Genomic DNA, 13,307 nt, shown 5'->3' on the forward strand with positions numbered 1-13,307 from the left:
GAAAGCTACGAGGCCGGGCTCTACCTCCGGGGCTCGATCATGTGGTTAAGACTCCTCACCTCAACCACATGATCCGAACTCTAAACAGCTCCTAGTAGCGCGACGTAACGGAGTAGCCCCTGGCGCACACTTCCCCGACGGTGCCGGGCGGCACGCGCAGCCCGTCCGAGTCGAGCACCGCCACCTCGTTACCGAAGACCTCGGCGCCCACCGGCGGGATGTCCGTCTCCTCCATGAGCTGCACGTAGTCGTCCTCGGCTAACCGTACGGGCATCATGGTGGAGAAGTTCGTTGTCTCGGTGAGACCGTAGCCTGCACGACGCGCACTCCCAGGCGGCGGCGGACGCTTCTCGCGACGTCGGCGGCCGCCCGGAGATCCGTTTCCGCATGCAAATCCGTCACCGGAACGGCCGGCAGCTTTCGCGCCACCAGGTTAGTTGTCCTGCGCAAGGTCTCGTCCACCAGGCCCTCACTCGATTTGGATTGTCGCAGCGGAGGCCGTGTAGATACCGTTCAGCAGCGCGATGAACGGCGTGGTGTGAGCATCTCGCAGTGGGTGAGCGACCCTAAGATCAAGCACGGGGCGGAAGTCCCGGGCTCGATCGGGCGCAATCCAGCACGTTTCCGTCCATTCGGGCGCGGGCAGGCCCCGGTCATGGTGCCTGAACGTGTAGCCGACCGCACCGCGCAGCACGTCAGCGCCGTGGTTACTGATCTGTCTGTCGAAGAACGAGACCTCGCCCAGTCGCGCGCGGACATCGATCGGACCGGTGATGGCCACGGTGCGCTCGTCCGGCTCCGTGCTCCACCATACGATGCCGCATCGCAGGCATTGCAGCGTCTGAATGAAGAGCTCAGGCTCTACCTGATGTTGCATGGTGGCCCTGGTCGCCCGTGGCTCACCACAACTCGGGCAGGTCACGGCTTGCTCACTGACCTGCGTAAGCCCTCGGTAGGCCGGGCCGACAAATGTCCAGCCGGTTCGGAAAATTTGTTGCAGCTGGGCGCCGACCATGGACTGCTGAATGTGGACAAGAGCTTCCTCAACCTCCTCGACCTCCGCCTCGGCGGCCGGCCTGGGAGCCGCGTCCTGCGCTCCGACGGTGAGCTGGCGAATCCGCTGACGGATCTTGAGCAACTCCTCGTCGGGCACGCTGAGCCCCAGCCAGCGCAACCGCTCAAGCCGCGGGATAACATCGCGGTTAAGCGCCGTTAAGCGAGCCAGTGCCTCCTCATCCCACGGTCCGGCCCACGACCTGGGCGCGGTCGAGGCACGTGTCTCGGCAGTATTCCATGGCATGACTATCCCGGGGTCTCCGAGAAGCCCAAACCGGCTGAGGTCCCCGGCCAGCGGCCTATTTCTCAGCGTCATCTCATGGACGATCTCGCCCAGCGGCAGGCCCTCAGACAGCCCGCATTGCAGATTCCGCTCTCCAGCGAGCTGAAGGAACGTAGTTCCGACCACGCCTACAACGGCGACTGCGGTGCCTTCCAGCGCCCCCAGGGCCACGCTAAGACCGTACGGGTAGGCGTGCGCTCCGATAGCGATGGCCGAGCAGGTATTGAGGTAGATCACCGCGGCGTTGAGGTCTGCCGCCTGCAGAATCTCACTTTCCGCTAGATCGGCGCGAAAGCAGCCATCGCCCAGCAAACAGGGTGTGGCACGTAGTCCCGGCTCGGGGTACATCGGGATGCTCAGCGGCTTCTCACGACCGCAGATGACGGTGTCCAGCAAATTGGCTGAGCACTCTCGTCCCGGCGCATGGATGGTGAGTGCTCGCACACGGTTGTTTCTGACGAGATCGAGCTCGCTCAACTCAACGGCACAGCCGTTATCCGCTCCAGGGAGCAACGCGTTCATGGCAACGAAGAAGCGGTCTTCGGCCGGCGCGGACTCTATCGTCACGCTCCGATAAAGCAGAGAACTCAGTGCCGAAGCCGAGCGGGCCGCGACCAGGCCGATTCGGGCCGTAGCCTTGCCGGGCCAGTCGACAACGTCCGCAAAATCGTCTGTCAGGCCCACCACCGCGAGTATCTCATCGGGTGAGCGGCCAATTTCGGCCAGTAGTTCGCCGCCGGGAATGTGCCGTTGCGGTCTGTGCGTCGCGGCTGCCAGCAGGTGTCCGGCTGCCCGGCTCACCGCCCCGCCAACCGATACGACGCGGCCGACTCGGCGAGTCTGCCGCACCGTCGGCATCTCGGTGCCGTCAAACAGCTTTTGGTAGCGAGTCAGTGATGGGCCATCAAGGACTGGAAAGGACTCTCCTGGCCTCCAAGAGCCCGCTCTCTCAATGTATTCAGCCTGATCGGCGCAGAGAATCACGGGCAGTCCATCCATCACATGACCTCATCTCTCGCGTCATTGCACTTGATTGAGCGCAGAGCCATCCGCTCGCTCGCCGTTCATGCAGCAGCTTCGCATCCCCGGGTTTCTCGGAAATAAGACCGCCAACTATAGGACCGAGGAACGACGTCGCCGACATGTCAGCGAAAACACTTCTTGGTAGCGTCCGCGAACGGACACCGGCGACATCTCACTGATCATGATGGAGCTCACCCGGGACTGAATCACCTCGCCGGCCGTCCACACGGCCACGGTCGGACAACGACGCCAGACACTGTAGGCGAATGAGGTCAGCCCAAAGCCGATTCCGACAAATAGCGCGGCAAGCAAGCGCCCTGGGATGCCTCCAAACTTTTATCAGCCTGGCGAGGATACCTGACAAAGCACAATCCTAATAGCGTTCATCGAGATTACCAAGCCGTAGACCTTGGCCTTAGCTCATCCAAAGCCATAGCAAGGGTGGGGCCGCACGATACTGGGCACCGCCAGCCCAGCAACCGGGAAGGCCCGCGCCACGCACGGGTAGTTTCGCAGCCGTCTGATAATCGAGCGACGTCGCGCTAACCGCATTCTCGTACCGGTCCCTATACGTGGCCATGACGTAGGCCAACCAGTCCGCTAGGTACTACGCCGAGGAATTCGCCAAACCCGGCAACCGCTGCCCGAGAGCCAGCCACAGAAAAGCGGAAGCTGCGCCTCAAGGTACAGCTCCCTAGCCAGCGCCACGACCTCGCCGGGCGCGATCAGCACTTCCATCCCGGCGACCGCCGTCCGGTCGTCGTAGCTCTTGCGCTGGCCGCTAGGGGTTACCGAGTTGGGGTTAGATGCGTTCCATATCCGCCAGCGTGTCCGCCGCCAGCGTCGCACTCCTCGTCCACCTGCCACGGTTCCGATGTCACGGGCATCTCACATCGTCCCTCTGTTGTTTTAGACGGGCGCCGGTACGTGCTCCAGCGCCTTCAGGTCATCGACGCTCAGCTCGAGGTGGGCGGCAGCCATGTTTTCCTCGAGATGCGCGCGCTTCGACGTGCCGGGGATCGGCAGCATCGCCGGAGAGCGGTGCAGGAGCCAGGCCAGCGCAACCTGCGTGGTCGAGATGCCGAGCCGGTCAGCGATCTTGGTTATCGGCTCGCCGGCGCCGGCCTGGGCGCTGGGCTGTACGGGGAGCCAGGGGATGAAGGCGATCCCGAGCTGTTCGCAATGCTCGAGGAGCGGCTCCGACCGGCGGTTGTGGAGGTTGTAGAGGTTTTGCACGCTGACTATTGGGGCAATCTCGGTAGCTTGGGCCAACTGGGCAACAGTGACCTCAGATAGTCCGATATGACGGATCTTTCCCTCATCTTGCAGTCGCTTCAGCGCACCGACCTGGTCGGCGAGCGGCACGGTCGGATCGATCCGGTGCAACTGGAACAGATCAATACATTCCACGCGAAGCCGGCGAAGGCTGAGCTCCGCTTGCTGGCGGAGATACTCGGGCCGTCCGAGCGGGATCCACTCGTTGCCGGGATGGCACTGGCCAGCCTTGGTGCCGATGACGAGATCAACCGGATAGGGATGCAGCGCTTCGGCGATCAGCTCCTCGTTCCTGCCGAGGTCGTAGGAGTCCGCGGTATCGATGAACGTGACGCCAAGCTCAATCGCGCGACGCAGGACGGCGGCCGAAGTCGCCCGTTCGTCGGCGGTCTCCACCTCGAGCCGGAGCGCGCCGAAGCCGAGCCGATGAACGGTCAGATCGCCAAGGGCGATGGTGGTGGGGGTCATGAGTCTTACTCTGCGGGCCCAGGATTCGTTTAGACAACTTGCGTTCCGCAGCTAATCGCGGTTCTGGGGCATGATCTGATGTGAAGGCGCAGGTCAGCGGCTGGCGACCTGGTGGAATTCGCGGAATCGCCCAGTAATACGACTTGCCAACAAGCCCAGTCACGACCTGTAGCAGTGTTCCTACGTTCTGGTGGTATGTTCGTCAGGACCGCGACGCGGAAGAACAGAGACGGCACAACCGTGCGCTACCTCCAACTCGCACACAATGAGTGGGATCGGGTCTCCAGTCCGCTAAGATGCGCGTCCTGCACAACTTCTGCCGCGAGGACCAGCTCCGCCGCGGCGCTGTCGAACGCCTGGTCACCTCGCTGTGTCGGCTGCTGGACCCCGAACGCGCCGCCACCGTCCGCACCCCGGCCGAGCTCAGCTACATCGGCTCGATGGCCTACGGCGGCACCTACGTCCTGGATGCGCTGTGGCACTACCTGCGCATCGATCAGATTACGACGCGGATGCTGGCCCGCACCCGGCGCGGCCCCTACACCGAGCGGATACTGTTCGCGCTGGTGACCAACCGAGCGCTGGATCCCTCCTCCAAGCTATCGGCCTCGCACTGGGCCGGACGGAACGTGCACCTCGACGGCCTCAGCAGGTCAGCGATGACGCCTGCTACCGGGCCATGGGCTGGCTGGGCGCGAGGTGACCGACGCCATCGAGAAGAAGATCTTCGACGAGGTCGCCACCTTACTCAACCTGGAAGTGGACCTGCTGTTCTTCGACACCACCAGCGCCTACTTCCAGTTCGACCAGGCCGACGAACCGCTCGATCGTGATGAGCGCGGCCAGGTGCTGAGCGATGACAGCGACGCCGAGACAGCCGCGTACAAGGGCTACCGGGCGTTCGGCAAGTCCAAAGACCACCGCGAGGACCTCCCGTAGATCACCGTGGAGCTGGCCGTCACCCGCGACGGCATCGCCGTCAGGTGCTGGCGCTGGCCGGGTGGCACCGGCGATTCGGCGTTGATCCGGCCAGGCCAAGGACGATATGGACTGGACGCTGGCCACGATCGTGTGGGGCAGCGATCGCGGGTTCGCCTCGGACAAGAACCGCTACCTGCGCACCGGTAACCACCACTACATCATCGGCGAGAAGCTGCGCTCGGGCTCACCGCAGGCCACGGCCGCCTTGTCGCGGCAGGGCCGCTGCCAAGATGTCATGTCATCGACCTCCAGCCCGCAACCCGCTGACCAGCGTGAACAGGGCCGCCTTGAGAAACGACTCTCAGGCGGCTACAAGCATGTCAGCCCAGCTCAGATCCCGAATTCGAGCCTCCATGCCACTGAATTACGCGGAACCCGGGTCATAGCTTTGCTCGTGCAGAGATTGAGAAACGCCCGGTTCTCGCAACCTCCACGAACGGACGGGAGTACCGCTCCGCAGTTGGCATCCCAAGGGAAGAACCAGTGGGAGGTCCAATTGTCCTGGACGCTCTATGCACTTGCCGGAATAGGCCAGCGGGCCACTAGTGACAGGTCTTGCCGACGGACGGCAATGTGAGAAGCATCCGTTGGGGCCGGAATTACTAGGAGCGCGGATCATGGTTGGCGGCACGCACCTGTACGCCATCCCATGCCCATTTCCTACCAAGGGTACGGCCTGCTTCCACCAGCTCAGCCGGTTGAAGCAGGGCACCTCATGCCCACCAGCCCCAATCAAAGAACTGGCCCACCGCACATCAACGATGATGACTCGATCCGCCCACTCTTGGCGAAGTTCGCCGCCCCAATCCGGGCTGGGGGGCCATCGACCTGCGGCCGGCACAGTTGCCACCGAGATCATCCGTTGAACACCCAGTGAAAGGCGTCGACTCAATGGTTGGCACACCCGAACTCGAGCACCTCTTGGACCTGTTCCGGGACACGCTCCCGGGCTCTGAACCGACGCCGGAATCAAACTTCTTTGCTTTGGGCGGCGATTCGATGACCGCCCTTGAGATTGCCGACTGCATCGAAGAGCGCTGGGGCATCAGCATCGAGGTCCTCGACGTCATCGCGGCCGAAGACATCACGGCGCTATACCGAAGTTGCCTCGCTCTGGTCGGAGGCAGGACGTGAGGGTGATGGCCACGTTGAGAGACCAGCAGAAGCCTGCTCTTGCAGGGGCCTTGGCGCGACTAGAAGGGCTTGACGACCACGCCATCGTTGAAACCCGAAACGCCGGGGCGGCCCTCGTCGCTTCCGAGATCGTTACCAGGCTTGTGCTGGAGGGCTGTTTCAAACGTGAGCAGGCCACGCGCCGCATCTCCGCGGAGGCTCTGGACCGCAATGGCGAAGGAATGCCGGCCTTGGGTGCCATCGTTCAGACCTTGGGTGGCGGCGCGAACTGGGTGGTTACGCCGCTCCCCGAAACACCGCTGAACATCACTTCGCGGGCATCTAGGAATACCCTTGATGTTGCGCCCGTCGATTCCTATGGTCCACATTACCCTGGTCCCGGAGAAGTTTGGGATACCGCTTCGAGCCGTCAGCGGAGGAACTGCGGCGGCATTGCTGTATGCCTGGAGGCCTGCAAGGTGACTGGTTCTTTCGAATTCACCGACGGGGGCGAGCGATCCAGAGTCGAAAATATCCAGCACTATGTGTGCCGGACCGATGAGCAGCGCTGAGGACGGAATCATGCAGGCGCGCCCGTTGCCTGATCACGTCTTCACCGAGGTCCCTGGCGATGCCCACTGCCGTCTCCGCGAGGAGCTCTTGTCCTCCAGAGTAGTGCTCCCATCGCCCTGGGTGGGGTCCGGCGGTCCTGCGGAGGTGTTCCTGTCTGCGGCAGCTGGCCCAGTGCTGGACCGGCTGTGTCAGGATGGTGTCGCTGCAGCGCAATTGGATATGCCGCTCACCAATGAAGACTTTCTGCGGTTCGGTCGGTTGCTCGGGAACCTTATCGCCGAGACGGATCCGGTGGTGCAACCTTACGTGGAGCGTGAGTTCATTCTGAACCTACGCACCGAGAGGGGCAGTACTGCAGATGTCTTCCTGCGGCCCTTTGCGACGTCTGCGCTCAGCCTCCACACGGAAGGCAGCGGGCGGGCGACCGGAGACCAACCCAGGTACATCGTGCTGATGTGCTGCGAGCCCGGGGCGGACGCCTCCGCGGCCACTGTGCTAGTGCCCATGGATGCGGTGAGCGGACGGCTAAGCGAAGAGGACCTCTATCTGCTATCGCACACAAGGTATAGAGGGAGAACCGGGGTACCGACGATCGCACGCAGGGTGGACCATCGGATCGTCTACTCCTTCCGGGACTTCCAAGGCACTCCACTGGAGTGGGAATGCGCGGTGGGCAGCGCCCCATCCGCAGCGGTGCACGCGGCATTTCGAAGCCTGTTAGCCGCGATGTATGCACGCCAGGGAGCATACGCCGTGCAATGGAGCCGCGGTCTATTGGTTGTGATCGACAATTTCCGGTTCTTCCACGGCAGATCATCCGGGCACTCTCGGCTTTCGGGAAAGCCTCGTCACCTTATGCGACTACGCATCCAGTCCCCCGCTGGCCAGGCGTGACCGCTGCTGGCGTAGTGCAGTAATTCCGGCAGGCAACTCAGCAAACACCCACGCCATGGAGAAGTCATGCAACTCTTTTCCGCCGCTCCGGTGGCACGCCGCATCGACGTGCCTGCAGAGGCGCGGGGGGTCGTCTCCCGATTGCGTGACGTCGGATCCGATCCGGGTATCTTCCTGCCCGCCGTTGATGAGCGAGTCCTCGAGGTCTTCCGACGCGCCCGGAATCCCGAGGACCCCATAGAACTGCGCGATCTGTGGCTCGGCCGTGTGGAGCATGAACGGGGACCTCAGTCGCATCGGCGGGCGTGGTTCGCCGAACAGTGGAGGTCCTCCGTTGTCCGGCGGCGGGCCGATGCGGAGGAGGTGCTCAAGTCGCATGCCACGGTGCGATTCGTCAAGGAGCTCTTCAACTGGTTCTTCCGCGATGACCTTTACGGTGAGTTACGGGAGTCCGCGCAGGTGATCCTCTCTGGCGGATCGGTGGACGAACTGAATTGGGGACTTCCAGAAACGCTGAAGGAATGTGTCCGATACGCACTGGACCGGGATTGGTATGGGTATTCGGACTCCTGCGGGCGTGTCCAGGCTAGACAAGCGGTGGCCGCCTACGAGAGCGCCCGGATCGAGGGCGCTTCGTACGAAGCCGGAAACATCGCGCTGAGCATGGGCGGCACATTCGCGATCAGCACGCTAGCCGATTTCGTCCTCACGGGCCACTCCCATCGGGTCTCTCCGGCGCTCTGCGCAACGCCGAACTATCCACCACTGGTCGAAGCGATCGCCCGACGGGGCGACGTCCAGTTGGTGCCGCTGCCTTCTATTGCCGGAAGGATGTTATTGGAACCACTCATTGAGGCGCTGACCCCGCAGACGCCCCTGGTTCTGGTGCAGACTGCAGCCAATCCAACAGGCGCAGCGGTCGACGAGGAGGACTTAGCGCGCCTTGTGCGTGCCGCCTCGCCGTCAACAATTGTGCTCCTGGATGAATGCCACGAGTGGCTGGGCGAACCACGGACTCTGTCCTCTTGGCGGGCAGCCAGCAATGTGGTCCGAGTGTCAAGTCTCTCGAAGAATTGGTCCGCTCCCGGAATGAAGGCCGGTTGGATCGTCGCCAATACTTCCTTCATCTCCGATTACTACGAGTACGCATCGACGAACTTCGGTGGCCCACCCTCCTTCCTTTACACGCTGGTCGAGGTCCTCGCACGGATGGAGCGGTGGATGATTACCGATACGACTCGCTTGGGCATGGCGGAATTGGGAGAGTTCGAGCAGACTTACGGCCTGAGTCTGCTTCGGCTGCAGGCCGCCTACGACAGTTACTGCAAGGAGCGCCGCGCACGAGAGCAGTCGCTGCACTTGCTGCGCGATGCGGCGGTGCTGGAACTATCCCAGGTGGCGATGACCTACCGGCCGCACTACTCAATCAATGTGCTGGTCCACTTCGAGCAATGGGACGACTCCTACCGCTGCTTCCGAGACCTGCTCTGCGAGACCGGCATCTCGGTGTATCCGGGGATTCTCAACTTTTGCTTCTCCGGCGGCGTCGTCCGGTTCACGACGGCGCGCCCCTGGAAGGACCTCGAGCTGGCCACGGCACGGTTGCGTGATCTCATCGCGACCAGAGAGGCAGTCCATGCCTAACTTCCGGCTCATGCACGAACAGAACTCCATTATTGGGATGATCTATCTCCAGCCTCTGCCGGAGATGCTGGGGAGCGTGCGCGAGGAGTTCTCGCCCCTGCTCTGCCCCCTCTTTGCAGGACGCCTTGCGGCAGAACTGGCCCCGAACCCTTGCAAGGCTACCGTTCCAAGGGCATCAACTACCCGGCCCCTCGTTGACCGAACCGCATTAAGAAAGGGCCGCGCCTGCATCGGCAGCGGACGAAGCCTACGCGTTTCCGAAGGGATTAGCCATGGACGTCAGCTTCAATCCCGACAAGCATATCCGCAATATCTATAGGTCGCCGGAGGTGAAGTTAGTCAACTCCCGTGACGAGATCTTGCCGGGGATTATCGGCAGGGTCGGTGCCGTGGAAATCATGGACATAGGAGTGGAAGTGGGCGTTGACCGAATCAGCATGGAATCGGGGTCACGCTTCGAGCTACACACTCATCCAGGCGCCCATATTCTCTATGTCCTCAGTTCCTCCGGCTACATCCATATCGACGGTGTCGACTATCAGATAAGCCTAGGGGACACTGTCTACGTTCCAGCGAACTACGCGCATGGCATCAAAACCAATCTCCACGTGCTGGAGCCTCTGGAGATCCTTGCTTTCGGGGTCCCGCACATGCCACTCCAATCCACTGAGCGGATGACTCTGGTGGAGGAGCGATGACCGGCTCAGCCGCGCCAACGCCGTCCGGCGACCTTGTCGCAGCCGTGCTCAACGTCGTCCGAGGGCAGATCCCGAATCCGGAAGTCGGCGCCGCCCTGGAAGCTGAGACCTCATTAGCGGATCTCGGGCTCGACTCCCTCCGCACGGTCGCACTGCTGGTGGCTCTGGAGAAGGAGTTCGCACTGGAGTTCCCGCCCCCGCTGATCACTGCCGAGACCTTCCGTTGCGCCCGCACCATCGCGGCGGCGCTCCGTTTGTCGGCCTCACACGACCGGAGTCCCGATGCCTGACCGCCTTGCTTCCGATACGAATCGTGTGCACGCCAGCGTGGCCAGGCTGGATCGACGCGGCAATGCAGGACCCACGTCCGTTCTCTCCTTCCTGGACGAGTGGGTAGCCGTCCGCGGAGACTCAATCTGCCTCACTACCGTTGCTGCGAACGGTATGGCAACCACCCTTACGTTTCGTGAGCTCGAGCAATTCAGCCGTCGCCTAGGGTACTGGCTGCACCACGAGGTCGGGGTGCAGGTCGGCGACACGCTCGGCATATTGCCGGTGAACGACGCGCCCTCCGTCGTCGCGTTCTTTGGCCTCTTCCGAGCCGGCTGCCCGGCTCTAGTGCTCAATCCCCTCGATCCGGAACATCGTCTTCGAGAGCAGTTGGCAGGAGTCCACGCCCGCCTAGTGCTCCGTGGACCGGGTGTGTCCGCAGCCGTGCTGCCGAACAGCACACTGATTCCGGATCCAAAGGATCTCCCCGATCCACCGGCGGGTTGGTCCGGAGCGCGGTTACAACCCGCAGATGACGCGCTTTACTTCGGCACCTCAGGATCCACCGCTGCCGCTAAGCTCGTCGCTCAGACTCACGCCAATGCTGTGGCCAACTCGGAGGCGATTCGTCGGCACCACAATCTCGGGCCCCAGGATCGACTGCTGGGCTGCCTCCCTCTACACCATGTCAACGGGGTGCATTTCACGCTCTTCGCCACGCTAGCGGCCGGCGCCCACGCGGTGCTCGCCGACCGCTTCAACCCCTTCGAGTACCCTATGTTGTTGGCCGCTCACCGCCCAACGCTGGCTAGCGTGGTGCCGAGCATCCTGGAAGCGCTTATCGAGACCTGGCGCGCACCGCATTTCCCCCCTGAGTTCCGCTACTTCGTTACGGCAGCCGCCCCTCTGGCCGCAGCGACAGCGCGCCTGGTACACGAGCGGTTCAATGTGCGCATATTGCAGGGGTACGGCTTAACTGAGACCACCAATTTCTCCACCACCATGCCACCGGACCTAACCGAGGAAGCCTACCGGCGCCTATCGCTGGAGCCAGAAATTCCGTCCGTGGGAATTCCGATTCCCGGGAACGAGGTCGCGATTCTCAACATGGAAGGAAAACGCGTGGAGCCGGGTAACGTCGGCGAAATCTGTATGCGCGGCGCTAACGTCATGTCCCGTTACGTGAACAATGAGGCCGCGACCGCCGAGGCGTTCCGCGGCGGCTGGTTCCACTCGCAGGACCTGGGCTTTGAGATGGTTGAGGCGCGCACCGGTCGTTCCTTCTTCTTCATTACGGGGCGCATTAAGAACATTGCAAAGGTGCGTGGGGAATCTGTCTCCCTCGAAGAGATGGAGCACGCTCTGCGCGCGGTCCCTGGGATCCGAGACGCCGCCTGCTCTGCCAGACCCGAACCGCTGCTGGGGGAAGTCGTCGTCGCGGCAATCGTGGCATCGGAGAACGTTACAGACGAGCTGGTGATGACCTGCCTGCGAGAGCGCTTCGCCGAGGCTGTCCTGCCGAACAGGCTCGCGCGTGTCGCGAAGATTCCGCGTACGCCTACCGGAAAGATCTTGCGCCCTCGACTCCTGACTCTATTGGAGTCCGAGTCGTTATAGAGTTCTAGCAACTCGAAAAGCAAATAGGATGGGCGATGAAACAGTCGACCATTCAGGCCCCGTCCGACATTGTCTCTCGTGCCCTCTTCCCCGTTCCGCAGCGATGAAATCTTAGAGAATCATCCGGCAACCTTTGCGTATGAGTGCTCAGTACTTTGTCAGTTGTCATATGAGCTGTCTAGTGTTTAACTCTTAACAGAATGGAAACCTTGCAAAAGTAATGACTTCCATACCGGAGGACGCATCTCGTGCCCTCGTTGTTTTCGGACGCCTACCAGTCCATGGTAGATGCAAAACGCGTTTGACTCCTCCTTTTTCGCTGGAGCAGGCCACGGCACTCTATGCGGCAATGCTAGACGATATCCTGTCAACAGCCTCGATGTTCACGGATGATACTCACGTCCTTTTTGCTGCTGATACCTGTGGGGCGACAACGGAGTTGCTGACAGCAGTGAAGCAATGGCCAATACCTTTGATTGATCAGCCGATATCGGACCTTGCTAGCAGACTAATCGCCTGCTATGGACTTACGTCGTTGCCAACGCTGCTCATCCCTACGGATGTGCCACAAATCTCGGCAAAGCAGATAGATCTCGCTTTTCAACGGCTTATATCGAATCGACAGGCTGTTATAGGCATCACTCTTGATGGAGGTTTCTGGTGCCTGGGCCTGAACGGGGTCCAGCCAGTCTTCCTTGAGACAATTGACTTCACATCTCCAAGCTGCGCAGTCGACATTTCTACGAGCCTAGCAGATGAGAATGTCGATATATTTCTCATGCCAGATGTGCTATGTGACATCGACACCCTGCATGATTGTGAGATCGTTGCCGACGAGTGGCCAAACCTGAGGTTCTCGCGCCAATATAGAGCCACAAGGATAGAGAAGGAACCAAAGAATATCTGAAGAATTGCCGTCTGCGGCACGTCAGACCGCGCCGAATTGTAGGTTACGCGGACTGCGGCCACGCTGGCTCTCGCACGCAGTTTCCCATGACGTTACGTGCACTTTCAACCGCTCTACTTCTCTCACTGGAGGAAGGCTTCATATTCTAGCTCCGTCGCCTCGACGAGTCGTCCTCCCCATGCCTGCCTATGCGGTCATTGAAAAGGGGCTAGGGTCCAAACTGCCACTCCGCGTCTCGGGAGCTTTCGGCGGAAGTTGCCGCTCGTTCCATTTGAGATCGACGATCTCCTCGCCTCAGGCTTCTCCATCACCTGCGGCGGACCCGGATCTTTGAACCTTGGGAACAAAATGCGAATCATCCGCGACATCATGGGAGCCGTCCGCGACCATCACGGGAAGTCGAGCTCCGTCTACTTATACACGCTCGATAATGGGCGCGGTCTGGCCCTAACAGCTAGCAGTGTCGGCGCCATCCTAATGGAAGTTGTGGTCCCGGACCGCAACG

At 61.6% G+C, this 13,307-nt stretch carries 12 protein-coding genes and 1 pseudogene; 10 read left to right on the forward strand and 3 right to left on the reverse strand.

Translation table 11 applies throughout. From position 1 onward, the window contains the following. Positions 1 to 91: 91 nt before the first annotated feature. The 3 genes and pseudogenes from AB0H84_RS52050 to AB0H84_RS52060 all read right to left on the reverse strand — a co-directional run. Positions 92 to 304, reverse strand: a pseudogene (locus AB0H84_RS52050) (AMP-binding protein); the annotation flags it as partial. 165 nt (positions 305 to 469) lie between these two features. Beyond that, positions 470 to 2,341 carry a hypothetical protein gene (locus tag AB0H84_RS52055; RefSeq protein WP_357621826.1) on the reverse strand — a complete coding sequence of 624 codons (1,872 nt, stop codon included), beginning with the start codon at positions 2,339 to 2,341 and terminating at the stop codon, positions 470 to 472. Between the two features lie 930 nt (positions 2,342 to 3,271). Beyond that, positions 3,272 to 4,105 carry an aldo/keto reductase gene (locus AB0H84_RS52060; RefSeq protein ID WP_357621828.1) on the reverse strand — a complete coding sequence of 278 codons (834 nt, stop codon included), beginning with the start codon at positions 4,103 to 4,105 and terminating at the stop codon, positions 3,272 to 3,274. Positions 4,106 to 4,804: 699 nt separating this feature from the next. On the opposite strand from AB0H84_RS52060, the gene AB0H84_RS52065 reads away from it, so the two are divergent. From AB0H84_RS52065 to AB0H84_RS52110, 10 genes are all read left to right on the forward strand, one after another. Next, on the forward strand, positions 4,805 to 5,044 hold the full coding sequence (locus tag AB0H84_RS52065) for a hypothetical protein (protein ID WP_357621830.1): 240 nt from the start codon (positions 4,805 to 4,807) through the stop codon (positions 5,042 to 5,044). A 106-nt stretch (positions 5,045 to 5,150) separates the two neighbouring features. Further along, positions 5,151 to 5,663: a hypothetical protein gene (locus AB0H84_RS52070; protein WP_357621833.1), complete on the forward strand. Its 513-nt coding sequence runs from the start codon at positions 5,151 to 5,153 to the stop codon at positions 5,661 to 5,663. Positions 5,664 to 5,959: 296 nt separating this feature from the next. Continuing rightward, a complete protein-coding gene (locus AB0H84_RS52075) occupies positions 5,960 to 6,220 on the forward strand; it encodes an acyl carrier protein (protein WP_357621836.1) in 261 nt (86 codons plus the stop codon). Between the two features lie 2 nt (positions 6,221 to 6,222). Then, complete coding sequence (locus tag AB0H84_RS52080; protein ID WP_357621839.1) at positions 6,223 to 6,771, forward strand: hypothetical protein; 549 nt, start codon at positions 6,223 to 6,225, stop codon at positions 6,769 to 6,771. A gap of 220 nt (positions 6,772 to 6,991) precedes the next feature. Beyond that, positions 6,992 to 7,666, forward strand: coding sequence for a TauD/TfdA family dioxygenase (locus AB0H84_RS52085; RefSeq protein WP_357621886.1), 675 nt, complete (start codon positions 6,992 to 6,994; stop codon positions 7,664 to 7,666). A gap of 66 nt (positions 7,667 to 7,732) precedes the next feature. Then, positions 7,733 to 9,310, forward strand: coding sequence for a pyridoxal phosphate-dependent aminotransferase (locus AB0H84_RS52090; protein ID WP_357621841.1), 1,578 nt, complete (start codon positions 7,733 to 7,735; stop codon positions 9,308 to 9,310). A 272-nt stretch (positions 9,311 to 9,582) separates the two neighbouring features. Beyond that, positions 9,583 to 10,008, forward strand: a complete 426-nt coding sequence (locus AB0H84_RS52095; protein ID WP_357621844.1) for a cupin domain-containing protein — start codon at positions 9,583 to 9,585, stop codon at positions 10,006 to 10,008. Next, on the forward strand, positions 10,005 to 10,298 hold the full coding sequence (locus tag AB0H84_RS52100) for a phosphopantetheine-binding protein (RefSeq protein ID WP_357621846.1): 294 nt from the start codon (positions 10,005 to 10,007) through the stop codon (positions 10,296 to 10,298). The genes AB0H84_RS52095 and AB0H84_RS52100 overlap by 4 nt, the downstream gene beginning before the upstream one ends. Next, the gene (locus tag AB0H84_RS52105) at positions 10,291 to 11,895 is read left to right on the forward strand and encodes a class I adenylate-forming enzyme family protein (RefSeq protein WP_357621849.1); all 1,605 of its coding nucleotides are present in this window, start codon (positions 10,291 to 10,293) and stop codon (positions 11,893 to 11,895) included. The genes AB0H84_RS52100 and AB0H84_RS52105 overlap by 8 nt, the downstream gene beginning before the upstream one ends. A gap of 379 nt (positions 11,896 to 12,274) precedes the next feature. Next, a complete protein-coding gene (locus AB0H84_RS52110; RefSeq protein WP_357621852.1) occupies positions 12,275 to 12,802 on the forward strand; it encodes a DUF2064 domain-containing protein in 528 nt (175 codons plus the stop codon). The last annotated feature ends 505 nt before the right edge of the window (positions 12,803 to 13,307 follow it).

It is taken from the genome of Nonomuraea sp. NPDC050786 (assembly GCF_040654115.1).
GTDB lineage: Bacteria > Actinomycetota > Actinomycetes > Streptosporangiales > Streptosporangiaceae > Nonomuraea.

Coding starts and splice junctions, on each gene's coding strand:
- AB0H84_RS52095 (WP_357621844.1), top strand. CDS start 9,583: ATGGACGTCAGCTTCAATCCCGACAAGCATATCCGCAATATCTATAGG.
- AB0H84_RS52100 (WP_357621846.1), top strand. CDS start 10,005: ATGACCGGCTCAGCCGCGCCAACGCCGTCCGGCGACCTTGTCGCAGCC.
- AB0H84_RS52070 (WP_357621833.1), top strand. CDS start 5,151: ATGGACTGGACGCTGGCCACGATCGTGTGGGGCAGCGATCGCGGGTTC.
- AB0H84_RS52085 (WP_357621886.1), top strand. CDS start 6,992: ATGCCGCTCACCAATGAAGACTTTCTGCGGTTCGGTCGGTTGCTCGGG.
- AB0H84_RS52060 (WP_357621828.1), bottom strand. CDS start 4,105: ATGACCCCCACCACCATCGCCCTTGGCGATCTGACCGTTCATCGGCTC.
- AB0H84_RS52110 (WP_357621852.1), top strand. CDS start 12,275: ATGTTCACGGATGATACTCACGTCCTTTTTGCTGCTGATACCTGTGGG.
- AB0H84_RS52105 (WP_357621849.1), top strand. CDS start 10,291: ATGCCTGACCGCCTTGCTTCCGATACGAATCGTGTGCACGCCAGCGTG.
- AB0H84_RS52090 (WP_357621841.1), top strand. CDS start 7,733: ATGCAACTCTTTTCCGCCGCTCCGGTGGCACGCCGCATCGACGTGCCT.